Source organism: Serratia marcescens (assembly GCF_029846115.1).
GTDB lineage: Bacteria > Pseudomonadota > Gammaproteobacteria > Enterobacterales > Enterobacteriaceae > Serratia > Serratia marcescens_L.
The window spans coordinates 4,784,458-4,804,513 of sequence record NZ_JARVZZ010000001.1 but is presented as its reverse complement, the minus strand read 5'-3'; the positions used below and the strand labels follow the sequence as shown (position 1 = coordinate 4,804,513).

The window sequence follows — 20,056 nt, the reverse complement described above, 5'->3', positions numbered from 1 at the left end:
AAAGAAGATGAAAAAGATCGACGCGATTATCAAGCCGTTCAAACTGGATGACGTCCGCGAAGCGCTGGCCGAAGTGGGCATCACCGGCATGACGGTCACCGAAGTGAAAGGCTTCGGCCGCCAGAAGGGCCACACCGAGTTGTACCGCGGTGCCGAGTACATGGTCGACTTTTTGCCTAAGGTGAAGATCGAGATCGTGGTTGCCGACGACATCGTCGACACCTGCGTGGAAACCATCATGCAGACTGCGCAGACCGGCAAGATCGGCGACGGCAAAATCTTCGTCTTCGACGTGGCGCGCGTGGTGCGTATCCGTACCGGCGAGCAGGACGAAGAAGCGATCTGATCCTCCGCAGGATCATCGGCCATCAGGGCGCAGCGTGCTGCGCCCTTGTCATTTCTGCTCCCCGCGCATCATGCTTCTTCGCCTCGCCGTTTCCCCCCTTTTTGCCCGTCGGCATTCTAAAAAAGCGAACGCTATCGCGTTTTTGATACTTTTCCCGATCGCTTTTCTCGCGGGATCTACAATCAATCTAACTATCTTGATTGAGGTGATCCCCAATGAATTTCAAGTTGCGGCTTGGCGGCAAGGGCGTGCATCCCCAGGAGCTTACTCAAGTAAGTGACTGGGGTAAGCGCACGCAGACAACAACGCAGCGGCTTGAAAGGCGATAGGGATGATGACGTTACGCCAAATCCGCCACTTTATCGCGGTGGCGGAAACCGGGTCGATCTCCGCCGGCGCCCAGGCGGTGTTTGTCTCCCAGTCTTCGCTGACGCTGGCGATCCAGCAGTTGGAAACCGAGATTGGCGTGCGGCTGTTCGATCGCCACGCCAAGGGCATGACGCTGACCCATCAGGGGCATCAGTTCCTGCGCCAGTCGTATCTGATCCTGGCGACGGTGGACAACGCCAAGCGCAGCCTGCAGATCGGCACCGAAAGCCTGACCGGCAAGCTGACCGTCGGCGTCACCAGCCTGGTGGCCGGCTACTTCCTGGTGGAGCTGCTCACGCGCTTTAAATCGGCCTATCCCAACGTCACCGTGCAGGTGGTTGAAGACGAGCGCCCGTATATCGAGCATCTGCTGGTCAGCGGCGAGATCGACATCGGCGTGCTGATCCTGTCGAACATCGAAGACCGTGACGCGCTGCAGACCGAGGTGCTGATGCACTCGCCGTATCGCCTGTGGCTGCCGCCGCTGCACCCGCTGCTGGAGCACGAGAGCATCAGCCTGGCGGACGTGGCCAAACAGCCGCTGATCCAGCTCAACGCCGATGAAATGGACGTGCACGCGCGGCGCATCTGGTCGCGCGCCGGGCTGAAGCCGGAGATCGCCATGAAGACCGCCTCGACCGAGGCGGTGCGCAGCCTGGTGGCGGCGGGGATGGGGGTCTCCATCCAGCCGGATATGGCGTACCGCGCCTGGTCGCTCGAGGGCAACATGATCGAAGCGCGCAAGCTGGACGATCTGCTGGAGCCGCTGGATATCGGGCTGGCGTGGCGGCGCGGCAGCGCGCGGCCGGAGCTGGTGACGCCGTTCCTTACCATCGCGCGCGAGAACGGCAGCAAACATGCCGCCGGGCTTAAGCATTCGATTTAATCGAACGCGGCGTTCAGTATTTAGAATTTGTTGCCCGCCAGAGGCTCGCTTAGGCTGATTAAAACTAACTTATTCACATTTGGTTAACGTTTTTGTCACTTAGGGGCGTCAGGCGATGGCAGATGTGCAGGTTCTCTCAGGTTTGTCCTGTCAGCAGTTCATTAACGGTCAGTTGGTCGACGGCGAAGGCCAGCAGGAGTGCATCGTCAATCCGGCCAACGGCGAGACGCTGATCGCCCTGACCGAAGCCTCTTCGGCGCAGGTCGGCGGCGCGGTGAAAGCCGCGCAGCAGGCGTTCGGCCACTGGTCGCGCACCACGCCGGCCCAGCGCGCCGCTCTATTGCTGCGCATCGCCGACGCCATCGAGCGGCAGGCGCCGCAGCTGGCGCAGCTGGAAGCCCTCAACTGCGGTAAACCGCTGCATCAGGCGCTCAATGACGATCTGCCGGCGGCGGTCGACGTGTTCCGCTTCTTCGCCGGCGCGGTGCGCACGCAGCAAGGGCAGCTGGCCGGCGAGTATGTGCCGGGTCACACCTCGATGATCCGCCGCGATCCGATCGGCGTGGTGGCCTCGATCGCCCCCTGGAACTATCCGCTGATGATGGCGGCGTGGAAGATTGCGCCGGCGTTGGCGGCGGGCAATACCGTGGTGTTTAAACCCTCCGAGCATACGCCGCTGACCATTCTGGCGCTGGTGCCGGCGCTGCAGGATATCCTGCCGCCGGGCGTGCTGAATATCGTCTACGGCGGCGGGGAAGGGGTCGGCAGCCAGCTGGTGGGGCATCCGCAGGTGCGGCTGGTGTCGGTCACCGGCGATATCGTCACCGGGCAAAAAATTCTTCAGGCGGCGGCCAAAAGCGTCAAGCGTACCCACCTGGAACTGGGGGGCAAGGCGCCGGTGATCGTCTGCGACGACGCCGATCTCGACGAGGTGGTCAACGGCATCCGCACCTACGGCTATTACAACGCCGGCCAGGATTGCACCGCCGCCTGCCGCATCTACGCGCAGGCGGGCATCTATCCCAAACTGGTGGACGCGCTGGGCGAGGCGGTCGCCAGCCTGCGCTTCGCCCGCAAGCGCGATCAGGACAACGAGATCGGCCCGTTGATAAGTAGCCGTCAGCGCGATCGCGTCGCCAGCTTCGTCGAGCGGGCGCTCAGCCAACCGCATATCGAATTGATCACCGGCGCCGCGGCCCACTCCGGGCCGGGGTTCTATTACCAGCCGACCCTGCTGGCGGGCTGCCTGCAAAGCGACGAAATCGTGCAGCGCGAGGTGTTTGGCCCGGTGGTCAGCATCACGCGTTTCGAACACCTGGAGCAGGCGGTCGAGTGGGCCAACGACTCGGAATACGGGCTGGCTTCGTCGGTGTGGACGCAAAATGTCGATCGGGCGCTGCACATCGCCGCCCATCTGCAGTACGGCAGCACCTGGATCAACACCCATTTCACCTTGGCGAGCGAAATGCCGCACGGCGGCCTGAAACGCTCCGGGTACGGCAAGGATCTGTCCAGCGATTCGCTGCAGGATTACAGCGTTGTCAGGCACGTAATGGCGAAGTTCAAAGCCAGCTTCTAGCGGTTCTATAAAGCAAAATCAGGCGGCAGCCGTTCCCTGCCGCACACAGATACGCAACACAGGGGTAATTACGATGAGAAAAACTACCGCAGTCACCACCACCGTCTCCGCGCTCTGTCTCACCGTGCTGTGCGGCCTGGCCCAGGCGGCCGATCTGCCGCAGTCGCTGGGCAAAGGCGAAGGCCGGCTGGATATCATCGCCTGGCCCGGCTACATCGAACGCGGCCAGTCCGACAAAAACTACGACTGGGTCACCCAGTTTGAAAAGCAAACCGGCTGCGCGGTGAACGTGAAGACAGCCGCCACCTCCGATGAAATGGTCAGCCTGATGGCCAAGGGCGGCTACGATCTGGTGACCGCTTCCGGCGACGCCTCGCTGCGCCTTATCTTCGGTAATCGGGTGCAGCCGATCAACACCGCGCTGATCCCGAACTGGAAGAACATCGATCCGCGCCTGCTGAACGGCGCCTGGTACACCGTGGACGGCAAAACCTATGGCACGCCGTACCAGTGGGGGCCGAACCTGCTGATGTACAACACCAAAACCTTCCCGACGCCGCCGGACAGCTGGGCGGTGATCTTCCAGCAGCAGAATCTGCCGGACGGCAAGAGCAATCAGGGCCGGGTGCAGGCTTACGACGGCCCGATCTACATCGCCGATGCGGCGCTGTTCCTGAAGGCCACCCAGCCGCAGCTTGGCATCAGCGATCCTTATCAGCTCAACGAAGAGCAGTATCAGGCGGCGCTGAAGCTGCTGCGCAGCCAGCACGCGCTGATCCACCGCTACTGGCACGACACCTCGGTGCAGATGAGCGACTTTAAAAACGAAGGCGTGGTGGCCTCCAGCGCCTGGCCATATCAGGCCAACGCCCTGAAGGGCGAGGGGCAGCCGATCGCCACCGTGTTCCCGAAAGAGGGCGTGACCGGCTGGGCGGACACCACCATGCTGCATGCCGACGCCAAACACCCGAGCTGTGCCTACCAGTGGATGAACTGGTCGCTGGAGCCGAAGGTGCAGGGCGATGTGGCGGCCTGGTTCGGGTCGGTGCCGGCGTCACCGGCGGGCTGCAAGGCCAGCGCGCTGCTGGGTGAGAAGGGCTGCGAAACCAACGGCTTCAACCAGTTCGACAAAATCGCCTTCTGGAAAACGCCGCAGGCGCAGGGCGGCAAGTTCGTGCCGTACAGCCGCTGGACCCAGGATTACATCGCCATCATGGGCGGCCGCTAAGCCGCAGGGCGCAGCCCGCTGCGCCCGAACTACATCAGTATGGAGCACAGAAAATGACCATTGCCGTGCAATTCATCGATGTTTCGCGGACTTTCGGCGATGTTCGCGCCGTGGATCGGGTATCCATCGACATTCAGGATGGGGAATTCTTCTCCATGCTCGGGCCGTCCGGCTCGGGCAAAACCACTTGCTTGCGCCTGATCGCCGGCTTTGAACAGCTCACTTCCGGCTCGATTCGCATCCACGGCCAGGAAGCCGCCAGCCTGCCGCCGTATCAGCGCGACGTGAACACCGTGTTTCAGGATTACGCGCTGTTCCCGCACATGTCGGTGCTGGAAAACGTCGCCTACGGCCTGATGGTGAAGGGCGTCGCCAAACGCGAGCGGCTGGCGCGGGCGCAAGAGGCGCTGGAGAGCGTGGCGCTCGGTTTCGTTGCCGAACGCAAGCCGGCGCACCTGTCGGGCGGCCAGCGGCAGCGCGTGGCGTTGGCGCGCGCGCTGGTCAATCGGCCGCGGGTGCTGCTGCTGGACGAACCGCTCGGCGCGCTGGATCTCAAGCTGCGCGAGCAGATGCAGGGGGAGCTGAAGAAGCTGCAGCGCCAGCTGGGCATCACCTTTATCTTCGTCACCCACGATCAAAGCGAAGCGCTGTCGATGTCCGATCGGGTGGCGGTGTTCAATAACGGCCGCATCGAACAGGTGGATACGCCGCGTGAGCTTTACATGCGGCCGAAAACGCCGTTCGTCGCCGAGTTCGTCGGCACCTCCAACGTGGTGCGCAGCGAGTTGGCGCAGCGCCTGCTCGGCGAAAGCCGAACCTTCTCGATCCGGCCGGAACATATCCGCCTGCTGGAGCACGGCGGCGCGGCGCAGGACGAGATCCAGGTGCAGGGCACGCTGCAGGAAATCCATTACCAGGGCGCGGCCACGCGATATGAAATCACGCTGAACGGCGGCGAGAAGCTGCTGGTCAGCCAGGCCAATCCGCAGTGGCTCGCCGAAGGGCAACAGCGGCAGATCGGCCAGCCGATCGTCGCCTGCTGGCCGCGCGCGGCGATGGTGCCGCTGCTGGAGGAGAGGTGAGATGGACATGAGCATCGATTCCCCCTCGGCGCGCGGCGGTACCGTGCGCGCGCTGTCAACCTGGCTTTATCGCCGGCCGACGCTGTATCTGCTTTTGCTGCTGGTGCCGCCGCTGCTGTGGTTCGGCGCGGTGTACCTCGGTTCGCTGCTGACGCTGCTGTGGCAAGGGTTTTACACCTTCGACGATTTCACCATGGCGGTGACGCCGGATCTGACCTTCGCCAACCTGGCGGCGCTGTTCAACCCGGCCAACTACGACATCATCCTGCGCACGCTGACCATGGCGGTGCTGGTGTCGCTGGCCAGCGCGGTATTGGCGTTCCCGATCGCCTATTACATGGCGCGCTACACCAGCGGCCGCGTCAAGGCGTTCTTTTACATCGCGGTGATGATGCCGATGTGGGCCAGCTATATCGTTAAAGCCTACGCCTGGACCCTGCTGCTGGCGAAAGACGGCGTGGCGCAGTGGTTCCTGCAGCACCTGGGGCTGGAGCCGCTGTTGGCTTCGCTGCTGACGGTGCCCGGCGTCGGCGGCAACACGCTGTCGACCTCGGGGCTGGGGCGTTTTCTGGTGTTCGTCTATATCTGGCTGCCGTTCATGATCCTGCCGATCCAGGCGGCGCTGGAGCGCCTGCCGCCCTCGCTGCTGCACGCCTCGGCGGATCTGGGCGCGCGACCGGCGCAGACCTTCCGCCACGTCATTTTGCCGCTGGCGGTACCGGGCATCGCCGCCGGGTCGATCTTCACCTTCTCGCTGACGCTGGGCGACTTTATCGTGCCGCAGCTGGTGGGGCCGCCGGGCTATTTCATCGGCAGCATGGTGTACGCCCAGCAGGGGGCCATCGGCAATATGCCGATGGCCGCGGCCTTTACGCTGGTGCCGATCGTCCTGATCGCCATTTACCTTTCCATCGTCAAACGTCTGGGGGCTTTCGATGCACTCTGAACGCGCGCCCTTAGGGCTGAAGCTGGCCGCCTGGGGCGGACTGATCTTCCTGCATTTCCCGTTGGCGATCATCGCCATCTACGCCTTCAACACCGAGGACGCGGCCTTCAGCTTCCCGCCGAAGGGCTTCACGCTGCACTGGTTCAACGTTGCCGCCGGGCGGCAGGATATCCTCGATGCGGTGCTGCTGTCGGCGCAGATCGCCTGCCTGGCGACTGCCATCGCGCTGGTGCTCGGCACCCTGGCGGCGGCGGCGCTGTATCGGCGCGATTTCTTCGGCAAGGATAGCATTTCGCTGCTGTTGCTGCTGCCGATCGCGCTGCCGGGGATCGTCACCGGCCTGGCGCTGCTGGCGGCATTCAAGGCGCTGAACATCGAGCCGGGCATCCTGACTATCGTCGTCGGCCATGCGACGTTCTGCGTGGTGATCGTGTTCAATAACGTCATCGCCCGGTTCCGCCGCACCTCGTACAGCCTGATCGAAGCGTCGATGGATCTCGGCGCCGACGGCTGGCAAACCTTCCGTTACGTGATCTTGCCGAACCTCGGCTCGGCGCTGCTGGCCGGGGGCATGCTGGCGTTCGCGCTGTCGTTCGATGAAATCATCGTGACTACCTTTACCGCCGGCCACGAGCGCACGCTGCCGCTGTGGCTGCTGAACCAGCTCGGTCGCCCGCGCGACGTGCCGATCACCAACGTGGTGGCGCTGTCGGTGATGCTGTTGACCATGCTGCCGATCCTCGGCGCTTACTACCTGACCAAAGGTGGGGAAAGCGTCGCCGGCAGCGGCAAATAATTTCCTTACCCGACCTCTGATAAAAGGATAACCCTATGCAAAGCCAACTGTTGATTGATGGCCACCTGGTGAATGGCCAGGGCGCGACCCAGCCGGTGTATAACCCGGCGACCGGCGAAGTGATCGCGCAGGTGGCGGAGGCCAGCCCGGAGCAGGTCGATCGCGCGGTGCTGGCGGCGGACGCCGCGTTCGCCGCCTGGGGGCAAACCACGCCGAAGGCGCGTGCCGAGCATCTGCTCAAGCTGGCGGATCTGATCGACGAGCATGCCGAGACCTTCGCCAGGCTGGAATCGCTCAACTGCGGCAAGCCTTATCATTGCGTGTTGAACGACGAACTGCCGGCGGTGGCCGACGTGTTTCGCTTCTTCGCCGGGGCCAGCCGCTGCCTGACCGGCATGGCGGCCGGCGAGTATCTGGCCGGGCATACCTCGATGATCCGCCGCGATCCGCTCGGCGTGGTGGCTTCGATCGCGCCGTGGAACTACCCGCTGATGATGGCGGCCTGGAAACTGGCGCCGGCGCTGGCGGCGGGCAACTGCGTGGTGATCAAGCCGTCGGAGCAGACGCCGCTGACCACCTTTAAACTGGCCGAACTGGCCGCCGGGCTGTTCCCGCCGGGGGTGCTCAACGTGCTGTTCGGCCGCGGTGCCGGCGTCGGCGATCGGCTGACCGGGCATGACAAGGTGCGCATGGTGTCGCTGACCGGCTCGATCGCCACCGGCGAGCACATCATCGCCCACACCGCCGCCGGCATTAAGCGCACCCATATGGAGCTGGGCGGCAAGGCACCGGTGCTGGTGTTCGACGATGCCGATCTGCAGCAGGTGGTGGACGGTATTCGCGGCTTCGGTTTCTACAACGCCGGGCAGGATTGCACCGCTGCCTGCCGCATCTACGCGCAGAAAAGCATTTATCCCGAGCTGGTGAAGCGGCTGGGCGAGGCGGTGGCCAGCCTGAAGGTCGGTGCGCCGGACGACGAGAGCACCGAGCTGGGGCCATTGATTACCGCCCAGCATCTGGAGCGGGTCGCCGGTTTTGTCGAGCGCGCCAAAGCGTTGCCGCACGTGCAGGTGGTGACCGGCGGCGAGAAGGTGAAGGGGCCGGGTTACTACTTCCAGCCGACGCTGCTGGCCGGCGCGCGCCAGGAGGATGAGATCGTGCAGCGCGAGGTGTTCGGCCCGGTGGTGACGGTGACGCCGTTCGACGACGAAGAGCAGGTGCTGGCCTGGGCGAACGAATCCAACTACGGGCTGGCGTCGTCCGTGTGGACCCGCGACGTGGGCCGCGCGCATCGCTTGAGCGCCCGCCTGCAATACGGCTGCACCTGGGTGAACACCCACTTCATGTTGGTGAGCGAAATGCCGCACGGCGGCCAGAAACTGTCCGGTTACGGCAAGGATATGTCGATGTACGGGCTGGAGGATTACACCGCCATTCGTCATGTGATGTTCAAACATTGATTTTACAATAATTATCCGCACAATAGCGCGGCCTTCGGGCCGGCCCCGGCCGGCCGATGATAATAAAAAAGGAAGCCTATATGGGTATCACCCGACGCGATTTTCTCAACGGGGTGGCGATCACCATCGCCGCCGGGTTGACGCCGCTGCAAATCTTGCGCGCGTCGCCGCAAACCGCCAATCAAACCCTGTACTACCCGCCGGCGCTGACCGGGCTGCGGGGCAACCATCCGGGCTCGTTCGAGCATGCGCACCAACTGGGGCGCGACGGTAAAACCTTTGATTTCGGCAGCGTGCCCGCCGTTGAAGAGTTCGATCTGGTGGTGGTCGGCGCCGGCATCAGCGGGCTGGCGGCCGCCTGTTTCTGGCAGCAGCTGAAAGGCGAGCAGCAGCGCATTTTGCTGATCGACAACCATGACGACTTCGGCGGCCACGCCAAGCGCAACGAATTCAACACCGACGACGGCATGCTGCTCGGCTACGGCGGCAGCGAATCGCTGCAGTCGCCGCGCTCCAACTTCAGCCCGGTGGCGATGGGGCTGCTGCGCAAGCTCGGCGTCGATATCGATCGGCTGGAGCAGGCGTTTGACACTACCTTCTACCCGGATCTGAACCTGAGCCGCGGGGTTTACTTCGATCGCAAGAACTTCGGCGTCGACAAGGTGGTGAGCGGCGATCCGGGCCGCACGGTGGCAGACGATATTCCGCGCGATCGTCTCAACGGCCGCTCTTATGAAGCGTTCATCGGTGATTTCCCGCTGCCGGAAAGCGATCGCCAGGCGCTGATCGCGCTGCATACGGTGGAGAAAGATTATCTGCCGGAGATGACGCTGGAGCAGAAGGTCGAATGGCTCGATACCCACAGCTACACCCAGTTCCTGCGTGAAAAAGTGGGTCTGAGCGAGCTGGCGATCCGTTATTTCCAGCAGACCACCAACGACTTCCAGGCGGTGGGCATCGACGGCACGTCGTGCAGCGATGCGCGCATCTGCGATCTGCCGGGCCTCGGCGGCATGAATCTGCCGCCGCTGGATGAAGAGTCGCAGGCGGATCTCGACGATCCTTACGTGTTCCACTTCCCGGACGGCAACGCCACGCTGACGCGCCTGATGGTGCGCAAGCTGATCCCGGCGGTGGCGCCGGCCGGCAAAGACATGAACGACGTGGTGCTGGCCAAATTCGACTACAGCCAGCTCGATCGGCCGGAGTCGCCGGTGAAGCTGCGTTTGAACAGCACCGGGCTGCACGCGGCCAACGTCGGCGACAAGGTGGAAGTCACCTACATGACCGGCGAGAAGATGACCAAAGTGCGCGCCGGGCAGGTGGTGATGGCCGGCTACAACATGATGATCCCGTACCTGGTGCCGGAGATGTCGCACGAGCAGCAGGAGGCGCTGAAGCAGAACGTCAAGGCGCCGCTGGTGTACAGCAAGGTGGTGATCCGCAACTGGCAGCCGTTCATCAAGCTGGGCGTGCACGAAATTTATTCGCCGGCCGCGCCGTACAGCCGCGTGAAGCTGGACTACCCGGTGAGCATGGGCGGTTATCAGCACCCGCGCGATCCGGATCGGCCAATCGGTCTGCATATGGTGTACGTGCCGACGCTGCCGGGCAGCGGCCTCAGCCCGCGCGAGCAGTCGCGTAAAGGGCGCGCGCTGCTGCTGGGCACGCCGTTCGAGGTGCATGAGCAGATGATCCGCGAACAGCTGCAGGGCATGCTGGGCGAGGCGGGTTTCGACCATCAGCGCGATATTCAGGCGATCACCGTCAACCGCTGGTCGCACGGTTATTCCTACTTCCTTAACGGGCTGTTTGACGACGAAGAAGAAGCCAAGAAAATCATCGAAACGGCGCGGCAGCCGATCGGTAAGATCGTTATCGCCAACTCCGATTCTGACTGGAGCCCGTACGCCAACTCGGCGATCGATCAGGCGTGGCGTGCGGTGAACGAACTGGCCTACGGCAAGGTTGCCGCCAAGGAGGGAGCATGAGTCTGCGTTCGCTGTACCTGTTGAGCCTGCTGGCGGCCGGCGGCTCGGCCCAGGCGATGTCGGCCGGGGAATACGTCGCCAAAGCCGGCGATTGCACCGCCTGCCACACCGCGCCGGGCGGCGCTGAACTGGCGGGCGGCATGAAGTTCCCGACGCCGCTCGGGGCTATCTACGCCACCAACATCACGTCGGACAAGCTGCACGGCATCGGCGCCTATTCGTTCGAGGAGTTCGACCGCGCCATGCGCCAGGGGATAGCCAAAGACGGTCACCGGCTCTACCCGGCGATGCCGTACACCTCGTACGCCAAAATGAGCGCGGAAGACATGCGCGCGCTGTATGACTATCTGATGAATGAGGTGCCGGCACAGAACGTCGCCAACCGTGACAGCGACATCAGCTGGCCATTGTCGATGCGCTGGCCGCTGGCGGTGTGGAACTCGCTGTTCCACGACGACCAGCCGTATCAGGCAGATCCGCAGCAAAGCGCCGAGTGGAACCGCGGCGCCTACCTGGTGCAGGGCGCGGGCCATTGCGGCAGTTGCCACACGCCGCGCGGCTGGGCGATGCAGGAGAAGGGGCTGGACGGTAAGGAGCCGGTGTTCCTGAGCGGCGCCGAGCTGGACGGCTGGTACGCCTCCAATCTGCGCGGCCTGCCGCCGGAAGAGGTGACGGCGCTGCTGAAAACCGGCCGCAGCCGCCATGCGGCGGTCGTCGGGCCGATGAGCGAGGTGGTGACCCACAGCACGCAGTACCTCAGCGACGGCGATCTGAACGCCATCGCGGTGTACCTGCGCAGCCTGGCGCCGGAAACCGCCGCCAAAGCCGCTGCGCCTGCCGTGCCGGCGAATAATCCGGGCGGCAAGGCGACCTACGCGATGTACTGCTCGACCTGCCACGGCAACAAGGGCGAAGGCACTGACTTTGCCATACCGGCGCTGGCGGGCAATGCCACGGTAACGGCGGATAATCCGCTGACCGCGCTGCGGGTAGTGTTGGAGGGGGCGCATACACCGATCACGCAGCAGGCGATGGCGTTTGACATGCCGGCTTACGGCTGGGCGTTGAACGATCGACAGGCGGCGGATCTGATGAGCTATCTGCGGGGAAGCTGGGGCAACCAGGCGGCGCCGGTGACGGTGCAGCAGGTGCAGGACGCGCGCCAACTGCAGGCGAAATGAGAGGGGAGCGCGGTCTGACGGCCGCGCTCCGCAAGCATTACAGCACCTTATGCGGGCCGAAGCATTCGTAGTGGATGCGTTCGGCCTCTACGCCCATTTCCAGCAGCTGTTTGCCCACGAACTGCATGAAGGCCACCGGGCCGCAGAAGTAATAGTGCATCTGCGGATCGGCCAGGCTGCCTTGCAGCGCGCTCAAATCCATCAATCCGCGGCTGTGATAGTCGCGGCCTTCCACGTCATCGGCACCCGGCTCGCGGTACCACACATGGCGGCTCAGATTCGGCATGCGCCCGGCAATATCCGCCACCTCATCGGCAAAGGCGTGCACGCTGCCGTTTTCCGCCGCGTGCAGCCAGTGGACCTGCGCCTGATGCTGGTTGTCGTGCAGGGTGTTGAGCATGCCGAGCATCGGGGTTTGGCCGACGCCGGCGGAGATCAGCGCCACCGGCGTGGTCGGCGCCACGTCGAGGAAGAAGTCGCCGTGCGGCGGGGCGATGTAGATCACGTCGCCTTCCTGCGCCTGCTGGTGCAGGTAGTTGGACACTTTACCCTGATCTTCACGCTTCACCGCGATGCGGTAGAACTCGCCGTTCGGCGAGGTGGTCAGCGAGTACTGGCGAATTTCCTGATGTTCCAGGCTGTCGTGCTTGATGTAGACCGCCAGGTATTGCCCCGGTTTGAAGTCCGCCACCCGGCCGCCGTCCACCGGCGCCAGCACGAAGCTGCAGATCACGTCGCTCTGCGGCTGTTTCTTCAGGATGCGGAACGCGCGCAGATCGCGCCAGCCGCCGTTGTCGGCTTCGCTCTGCTGATAAATTTGCTCTTCACGCTGGATAAATACGTTGGCCAGCACGCCGTAGGCCTTGCCCCAGGCGTCCAGGACTTCCTGACCCGGGCTGAACATTTCGTCCAGCGTCGCCAGCAGGTGACCGCCGACGATGTTGTACTGCTCCGGCTGGATATTGAAGCTGGTATGCTTCTGCGCGATGCGCTCCACCGCCGGCAGCAGCGCCGCCAGGTTCTCGATGTTGGCGGCATAGGCGCAGATGGCGTCGAACAGCGCCTGACGCTGATCGCCGTTGCGCTGGTTGCTCATGTTGAAAATGTCTTTCAATTCCGGGTTGTGCGCGAACATGCGATCGTAAAAGTGGGCGGTCAGCTTCGGCCCGGTCGCAGCCAGCAGGGGAATGGTGGATTTCACGGTGGCGATGGTTTGGCTATCCAGCATGGAAGCGCTCCTTGGGTTGGGATCTTGACGATAATTTTAATGATGTATTTTAAATGCATCTTATTGGGTTCCGCGTCGCTTGTAAATACCCTTGTTTTCGTTGCGGTGTTCTTCGGGCGTCGATCGCGCTCACAAAACATGAAAAAAGCGCATTGTTCGCATGAGGAAATGTCCGTTGATAAACGGCGGTGTTTCGCGGATCAAAGCCTTGCGCCACCTTATGCCAATCGTTTGCGTAAAAACCTCTGTCAAGACCTATCTTCGGTGGGGCGAAACGGTTTACACTGTGGCCCAGAACCCAAACGGGTAGTTATTTGGTGATTTTTTAGTTAGCTGATTTAAGTCAGGAGATGCCGGATGTTAAAGCGTGAAATGAACATTGCCGATTACGATGCGGAACTGTGGCGTGCCATGGAGCAGGAAGTGGTGCGTCAGGAAGAGCACATCGAGCTGATCGCGTCTGAGAACTACACCAGCCCGCGCGTGATGCAGGCTCAGGGTTCCCAGCTGACCAACAAATACGCTGAAGGCTATCCGGGCAAGCGTTACTACGGCGGCTGCGAATACGTGGATATCGTTGAGCAGCTGGCTATCGATCGCGCCAAAGAATTGTTCGGCGCCGATTACGCCAACGTGCAGCCGCACTCCGGCTCCCAGGCTAACTTCGCTGTGTACACCGCGCTGCTGCAGCCGGGCGACACCATTCTGGGCATGAACCTGGCGCACGGCGGCCACCTGACCCACGGTTCCCCGGTCAACCTGTCCGGCAAACTGTATAACGTGGTGCCTTACGGCATCGACGACAAAGGTCAAATCGACTATGACGATCTGGCCAAGCAGGCGCAAACCCACAAGCCGAAAATGATCATCGGCGGCTTCTCCGCTTACTCCGGCGTGGTTGACTGGGCCAAAATGCGCGAAATCGCCGACAGCATCGGCGCTTACCTGTTCGTCGACATGGCGCACGTGGCCGGCCTGATCGCCGCTGGCGTGTACCCGAACCCGGTACCGCACGCGCACATCGTCACCACCACCACCCACAAAACCCTGGCGGGCCCGCGCGGCGGCCTGATCCTGGCGAAGGGCGGCGACGAAGAGCTGTACAAAAAGCTGAACTCCGCCGTGTTCCCTGGCGGCCAGGGCGGCCCGTTGATGCACGTGATCGCCGGCAAGGCGGTGGCGCTGAAAGAAGCGATGGAGCCTGAGTTCAAGGTTTATCAGCAGCAAGTGGCGGTCAACGCCAAGGCGATGGTGGACGTGTTCCTGCAGCGCGGCTATAAAGTGGTCTCCGGCGGCACCCATAACCACCTGTTCCTGCTGGATCTGGTCGACAAAAACCTGACCGGTAAAGAAGCGGACGCTGCCCTGGGCCGCGCCAACATCACCGTCAACAAAAACAGCGTGCCGAACGATCCGAAGAGCCCGTTCGTTACCTCCGGCGTGCGTATCGGCACCCCGGCCGTGACCCGTCGCGGCTTCAAAGAGGCCGACGTGCGCGAACTGGCCGGTTGGATCTGCGATGTGCTGGACAACATCAACGATGAAGCCACCATCGAACGCACCAAGAAGAAAGTGCTGGATATCTGCGCCCGCCTGCCGGTTTACGCATAATCCCGCTTTCTCCCAAAAAAACCCGCTGCGGCGGGTTTTTTTTATGTCCGCCAGCAGCAAACTGTGAACTGTCTGGCACTCTAACGCATTGAAGTGGAATGACGATTGCGGGGCAGTGTGAGCTCTGTCAAAGTATTGCCCTCACTCCGGAGGGATCATGGTTCTGCAATCAACGCGTTGGCTCGCGCTCAGTTATTTCACCTACTTCTTTTCCTATGGCATCTTCTTACCGTTCTGGGGCGTATGGCTGAAAGGCGAGGGCATCGCACCCGAAACCATCGGCATGTTGCTCGGCGCCGGCTTGGTGGCCCGCTTCCTCGGTAGTTTACTGATTGCACCCCGCGTTAAAGATCCCTCTCATTTAGTCTCCGCCCTGCGCCTGCTGGCGCTGCTGACCTTGGCCTTCGCGGTCGGCTTTTGCTTCGGCAACGGCTGGGGCTGGCTGATGCTGGTGATAGCGGGCTTCAACCTGTTCTTCTCGCCGCTGGTACCGCTGACCGACGCGTTGGCCGGCACCTGGCAAAAGCAGATCCGCATGGACTACGGCCGGGTAAGGCTGTGGGGCTCGCTGGCGTTCGTCATCGGCTCGGCGCTGACCGGGCAGCTGGTGGCGGTGTGGGGCCATAACGCCATTCTTTACAGCCTGATCTTCAGCGTGTTGGCGATGCTGCTGGGCATGTTGCTGAAGCCGAGCGTCATGCCGCAGGGCGAAGCGCGCACGCACAGCGGAGCTGAGCGCTCGCTGTGGGCACTGCTGAAAGAAGGGCCGGTCTGGCGCTTCCTGCTGTGCGTCACGCTGCTGCAGGGGGCGCATGCCGGCTACTACAGCTTCGGCTCCATTTACTGGCAGGAGGCGGGCTATTCGGCCTCGACCATCGGCTATCTGTGGTCGCTCGGCGTAATGGCGGAGGTGATTATTTTCGCCAGCAGCAACGTGCTGTTCCGCCGCTGGAATGCGCGCAACCTGCTGTTGCTCTCCGCCTGCTGCGGCGTGCTGCGCTGGAGCCTGATGGCCTACAGCACCGAGCTGGGCTGGCTGCTGCTGATCCAGATCCTGCACTGCGGCACCTTCACCGTCTGCCATCTGGCGGCGATGCGCTTTATCGCCGCGCGCCAGGGGCAAGAGGTGATCCGGCTGCAGGCGGTGTATTCGGCGCTGGCGATGGGCGGCGGCATCGCCGTCATGACGGTCATTGCCGGGTTCCTGTTCGAACATTGGCAGGGCGGGGTATTCTGGGTGATGGCGGCGGTCGCGGTGCCGGCCTTGTTCATCCGGCCGCCGGCGGTCAGCGTCAGCCGCTGATTAAGGGGCTTCCAGCAGCGCGCGGATCGCCTGGCGCTGCCGGGTTTCCAGCGGCAGTTCGGTATAGATCAGCGGCGGGTGCGGATCGCTGTGCACCGCCGCATAAGGGGTGATCACCAGCATGACGCCCTGCGGCGCGCCGCCGCGCAGATAGTCGTTCAGCGGCAGATACTTGATGTTCAGCGGCAGCAGCGTGAGCTCGCGGATCTGGTATTCCACTTCTTCTTCCAACTGCGGGTTGTCCAGCGTCAGCAGCAGCACCTGTTTTTCCTGCAGCGCGTTGTCCTGCATCAGCCAGGCGCCGAAGCTGATGGCCACCAGGCCCGCCTCCTCGTTGGAAAAATGCACGCCGTACTCCTGCTCCAGCGGTTTCAGCGCTTCCTGCGTGGTGCGCATCAGCCGCGGGTATTTGCGCACCACTTCTTCCAGCAGCATATTGTCGATGCCGATGGCGAAACGGCAGCGCTCCAGCGCCGGCGCCAGATGGGCAAACAGCTGGCTGACCAGCTCCGTTTTGCTGCTGAAGGCCATGCCGGAAAGCTGCTGGAAGCGCTCGACCATGCTGTCGATGGCCGTCATCAGCCGCTGTTCCTGCGCGGAGTCGTTGCTGTGGTAGCTGTGATTTTTCAACATGGTGAAGGTCAGCGCCAAAAAATCGCGCTCGTCTGCCTGCGGCGGCTGATTAAACAGCCGGTTGCAGGCCTGATGCAGCCAGGCGGCGGCCTGCTGCTCCGGTTTTTGCCGCAGCCAGTCACGCTGAACGGCGTCGAAACGCGGATGCTGCCGCAGGCGATTTTGCCAGGCGCAGTAAAGCAGATAATGCTGCAGGAATTGGCGGTCGCGTGCATCGAAGCGGCGGTTGAGCAGCGGCTCGCAGGCATCGATCGCCTCTGCCAGCGCAGACGCCAGGGCGGCATCGGCCGCCAGCGCGTGCCGCAGGCGCGGGGCGAAATCGCCTTCAACGAATTGCGGGCTGCAGCGCAGGGCCCGCCGCAGCCAATGGATCAGGCACAGGCGCTGGTCGAGCGTGCTGCCCCGCAGTTGGTAACCACGATCGTGATCGACGGCGATCTCCAGGTGGTGGAAACGCTGGATTTCACTGGCCACCTCGGCTATATCTTGCCGGGTTATCGGGGGGGCGACGCCGTTGATTCGGCTCAGGGTCTCCAGCTGTAACTCGGGCTCCGGCGTGTACAGCATCAGCAGCAGATGGCAGCGCCGTTGTTGTCCGGAGAGCTCGGGCACGGGAGAGGTGTCCAGGCTCATTATCACCTTCCGGCATAAAAGGTTGCGATTATGCCTAAGCATAGCAAAAGGCTTTGTAATGGCAGGGTTACCGCGCGGCTTTTACTTCGGCTTACAACTTTCGTCACAAATATCGCCGGGAGAGGCGGGCCGTTCGGCATTTGTTTGTGTTACGTTATAACAAATACAGGTAAGACAGGATAATGATGAAGTTACGTCGTCTTTTGGCTGCCTTTGGCGCCGTGTTCAGCGCCGGTGCGATCGCTCATCCGCACAGCTTTATCGACATGAACACCACCTTCGTCGCCAAGGACCAGCGGCTGGTCGGTCTGAAAATGGTGTGGGTAATGGATGAAATCACCTCGGCAGATCTGCTCTACGATGCGAAAAACGCCAAGAGCGATTCGGAGGTGTGGAAAAAGCTGGCGGCGGAAGTGATGGCCAACGTGCTGGGGCAGCACTATTTCACCGATCTTTACCGCGACGGCAAGCCGGTGAAATACCTGAACTTGCCCAGCGAATATCACCTGTCGCGCCAGGGCAATCAGGCGGTGCTGGAGTTCGTGCTGCCGTTGGCTGAGCCACAGCCGCTGGCGGGCAAGCCGTTCGAACTTTCTACTTACGATCCGACTTATTTCGTGGATATGACCTATAAAGACCAAAATGCGCTGCATCTGCCGCCGGAGATGGCGCAGCTGTGTAGCTATAAGCTGATGACGCCGAAGCCGAATGCGTCGCTGCAGGCCTATGCGCTGTCGCTCGACAAGAACGACTCGCCCGGCGAAGACCTGGCGCTGGGGCAGCAGTTCGCCCAGCGGGTGACGCTGCAATGTCGTTAAATTTCTCACCACCGACGACGAGCCAACGCCACTGGGCCTTCGGCCTGTGGCCGCTGCTGCCGTTCACGCTGGCGCTGGCGGCCGCCGCGCTGCTGGCGTGGCACTATTGGCCGCAGCTGCTGATGCAGAGCGTGGTATGGCAAAAAGCGCTGCACCAGCAGATGGCGGGGCTGTTGCAGCAGGTGAAGGCCGCGCCGCAGCAGGCCGGGCTGGCGCTGATGCTGTTCAGCCTCGGCTATGGCGTCTTGCATGCGCTTGGCCCCGGCCACGGCAAAGTGGTGATCGCCACCTACCTGGCTACCCATCCGGCGCGGCTGAAAAGCAGCCTGAAGCTGACCTTCGCCGCCTCGCTGGTGCAGGGCGGAGTGGCGATCGCGCTGGTCACGCTGATGCTGGTGGTATTGCAGCTCTCTTCGCGCCAGCTGCACCAAAGCAGCTTCTGGCTGGAGAAGGGCAGCTTTATCCTGGTGATGCTGCTTGGTGTGCTGCTGAGTTGGCGCGCGCTGAAGCGTTTGTTTGCGGCGATCAAGGCGATGCGCCCGGCGCCGGCGCTGCGCATCAATAGCCTGACGCCGCTGGCGGCGGATCATGTGCACAGCGCCAATTGCGGCTGCGGCCACCGTCATCTGCCGAGCGACAGCGAGCTGCAGGCGGGAAGCGATTGGCGCACTCAGGCCGCCATCGTGCTGGCGATGGGCATGCGCCCCTGTTCGGGGGCGATTTTGGTGCTGCTGTTCTCCAAGGTGATCGGCGTGTTCGGCTGGGGAGTGATCTCCGCGCTGGCGATGGCGTTCGGCACCTCGTTGACCATCTCGATGCTGGCGCTGCTGGTGCATTACAGCCGCCGGCTGGCGGTGCGCCTCAGTCGTTCGCGTGCGCCCGCCGCCTGGAGCGCAGTGGCTTGGGGGACGTTGGCGCTGGCCGGCGGTCTGATCCTGCTGGCTGCCGGGCTGCTGCTGTACGTCAGCGCGCAGCCGGAATTCGGCGGCGGCATCCGTCCCTTCTCCCGTTAACGGGCATAAAAAAAGCGCTGCATCGGCAGCGCTTTTTTTCGATTCGCTTCTGGCGATTAACGCTTCAGCGCTTCGCTCAGTTCTTCACGCATGGTGGCCAGCATGGCTTTCACTACGCGCGGGTTGCCTGCAACCACGTTGCCGGAGCTGAAGTGGTTGTGGCCACCGACGAAGTCGGTGACCAGGCCGCCGGCTTCACGCACCAGCAGTTCGCCCGCGGCGAAGTCCCACGGCTTCAGGCCGATTTCGAAGAAACCGTCCACGCGGCCGGCGGCCACATAGGCCAGATCCAGCGCAGCGGAACCGGTGCGGCGGAAGTCCGCGCACTGGGTGAACAGCTTGCCGACGATGTTGATGTAAGGCGTTGCGTGTTGTTTGACCTTGAACGGGAAGCCGGTCGCCAGGATGGTGCCATCCAGATCTTTGGCATTGGTGCCGCGCAGGCGGTAACCGTTGAGCTGTGCGCCCTGGCCGCGAGTGGCGGTGAACAGTTCGTTGCGCATCGGATCGTAGACCACGGCCACTTCAGTACGGCCTTTGATGCGTACGGCGATGGAAACGGAGAAATGAGGGAAACGTTTGATGAAGTTTGCAGTGCCATCCAGTGGATCGATCACCCATTGCACATCGCGATCTTCGCCGATCAGCTCACCGCGTTCTTCGCTCACGATACTGTGTTGCGGATAAGACTTGCGGATGACGTCGATGATCAGATGCTCTGCATCGCGATCGACGTTGGTGACGAAGTCATTGGTCCCTTTCTGGCTCGCTTCTACAGCGTCCGGGGTTTCGTAGTTTTTGGCAATCAGGTTACCGGCCTTGCGCGCAGCGCGCACGGCGATAGTCAGCATCGGATGCATGGGTATCTTCCAACTAGGATGTTAAAGAACAGGAAACGGCGCGAAGTATAGCAGCTGTTCGGCAAATTGCCTACGGCTGTGTTAAGATGCTGC

General features: G+C 62.6%; 17 protein-coding genes. 14 read left to right on the top strand and 3 right to left on the bottom strand.

The genetic code is table 11. The annotated features are described in order from the left end of the window. Positions 1 to 7: 7 nt before the first annotated feature. The 10 genes from glnB to QDT79_RS22910 all read left to right on the top strand — a co-directional run bounded on the left by glnB (position 8) and on the right by QDT79_RS22910 (position 11,864). Positions 8 to 346, top strand: a complete 339-nt coding sequence (gene glnB, locus QDT79_RS22955) for a nitrogen regulatory protein P-II (protein WP_004847623.1) — start codon at positions 8 to 10, stop codon at positions 344 to 346. A gap of 331 nt (positions 347 to 677) precedes the next feature. Continuing rightward, positions 678 to 1,601: a LysR substrate-binding domain-containing protein gene (locus QDT79_RS22950; RefSeq protein WP_038874511.1), complete on the top strand. Its 924-nt coding sequence runs from the start codon at positions 678 to 680 to the stop codon at positions 1,599 to 1,601. Positions 1,602 to 1,716: 115 nt separating this feature from the next. Further along, positions 1,717 to 3,180 carry a gamma-aminobutyraldehyde dehydrogenase gene (locus QDT79_RS22945; protein WP_308317113.1) on the top strand — a complete coding sequence of 488 codons (1,464 nt, stop codon included), beginning with the start codon at positions 1,717 to 1,719 and terminating at the stop codon, positions 3,178 to 3,180. 73 nt (positions 3,181 to 3,253) lie between these two features. Next, on the top strand, positions 3,254 to 4,408 hold the full coding sequence (ydcS, locus tag QDT79_RS22940) for a putative ABC transporter substrate-binding protein YdcS (protein WP_308317112.1): 1,155 nt from the start codon (positions 3,254 to 3,256) through the stop codon (positions 4,406 to 4,408). Between the two features lie 53 nt (positions 4,409 to 4,461). After that, entirely contained in the window at positions 4,462 to 5,490 is a 1,029-nt protein-coding gene (locus QDT79_RS22935) for an ABC transporter ATP-binding protein (RefSeq protein WP_063990551.1), read from the top strand. Position 5,491: 1 nt separating this feature from the next. Further along, positions 5,492 to 6,436 (top strand): ABC transporter permease, encoded by a 945-nt coding sequence (locus QDT79_RS22930; RefSeq protein WP_025303927.1) that lies wholly within the window; start codon positions 5,492 to 5,494, stop codon positions 6,434 to 6,436. Then, entirely contained in the window at positions 6,426 to 7,232 is an 807-nt protein-coding gene (locus tag QDT79_RS22925) for an ABC transporter permease (protein WP_033648928.1), read from the top strand. The genes QDT79_RS22930 and QDT79_RS22925 overlap by 11 nt, the downstream gene beginning before the upstream one ends. A 35-nt stretch (positions 7,233 to 7,267) precedes the next feature. Then, a complete protein-coding gene (gene patD, locus QDT79_RS22920; RefSeq protein WP_063990549.1) occupies positions 7,268 to 8,692 on the top strand; it encodes an aminobutyraldehyde dehydrogenase in 1,425 nt (474 codons plus the stop codon). Positions 8,693 to 8,772: 80 nt separating this feature from the next. Beyond that, positions 8,773 to 10,683, top strand: a complete 1,911-nt coding sequence (locus tag QDT79_RS22915) for an NAD(P)/FAD-dependent oxidoreductase (protein ID WP_107227806.1) — start codon at positions 8,773 to 8,775, stop codon at positions 10,681 to 10,683. Then, positions 10,680 to 11,864: a c-type cytochrome gene (locus QDT79_RS22910; protein ID WP_308317111.1), complete on the top strand. Its 1,185-nt coding sequence runs from the start codon at positions 10,680 to 10,682 to the stop codon at positions 11,862 to 11,864. Before QDT79_RS22915 ends, QDT79_RS22910 begins: the two co-directional genes overlap by 4 nt. A 37-nt stretch (positions 11,865 to 11,901) precedes the next feature. Here the strand turns inward: QDT79_RS22910 and hmpA are convergent, their stop codons facing one another. Beyond that, positions 11,902 to 13,092, bottom strand: a complete 1,191-nt coding sequence (hmpA, locus tag QDT79_RS22905; RefSeq protein ID WP_063990546.1) for an NO-inducible flavohemoprotein — start codon at positions 13,090 to 13,092, stop codon at positions 11,902 to 11,904. A 357-nt stretch (positions 13,093 to 13,449) separates the two neighbouring features. On the opposite strand from hmpA, the gene glyA reads away from it, so the two are divergent. Further along, complete coding sequence (gene glyA / locus QDT79_RS22900) at positions 13,450 to 14,703, top strand: serine hydroxymethyltransferase (protein ID WP_025303922.1); 1,254 nt, start codon at positions 13,450 to 13,452, stop codon at positions 14,701 to 14,703. Between the two features lie 157 nt (positions 14,704 to 14,860). Continuing rightward, on the top strand, positions 14,861 to 16,006 hold the full coding sequence (locus QDT79_RS22895; RefSeq protein ID WP_308317110.1) for a 3-phenylpropionate MFS transporter: 1,146 nt from the start codon (positions 14,861 to 14,863) through the stop codon (positions 16,004 to 16,006). Here QDT79_RS22895 and csiE read toward each other — a convergent pair whose 3' ends face one another. Beyond that, positions 16,007 to 17,272 carry a stationary phase inducible protein CsiE gene (csiE, locus tag QDT79_RS22890; protein WP_308317109.1) on the bottom strand — a complete coding sequence of 422 codons (1,266 nt, stop codon included), beginning with the start codon at positions 17,270 to 17,272 and terminating at the stop codon, positions 16,007 to 16,009. It abuts the gene before it with no gap. Between the two features lie 182 nt (positions 17,273 to 17,454). Between csiE and QDT79_RS22885 the strand changes: the two genes are divergently transcribed. Continuing rightward, complete coding sequence (locus QDT79_RS22885) at positions 17,455 to 18,090, top strand: DUF1007 family protein (RefSeq protein WP_033651572.1); 636 nt, start codon at positions 17,455 to 17,457, stop codon at positions 18,088 to 18,090. Then, the gene (locus QDT79_RS22880) at positions 18,081 to 19,103 is read left to right on the top strand and encodes a nickel/cobalt transporter (RefSeq protein WP_308317108.1); all 1,023 of its coding nucleotides are present in this window, start codon (positions 18,081 to 18,083) and stop codon (positions 19,101 to 19,103) included. The genes QDT79_RS22885 and QDT79_RS22880 overlap by 10 nt, the downstream gene beginning before the upstream one ends. A 56-nt stretch (positions 19,104 to 19,159) precedes the next feature. On the opposite strand, the gene suhB is transcribed toward QDT79_RS22880, so the two are convergent. Then, complete coding sequence (gene suhB, locus QDT79_RS22875) at positions 19,160 to 19,963, bottom strand: inositol-1-monophosphatase (RefSeq protein ID WP_004941400.1); 804 nt, start codon at positions 19,961 to 19,963, stop codon at positions 19,160 to 19,162. Between the last annotated feature and the right edge of the window lie 93 nt (positions 19,964 to 20,056).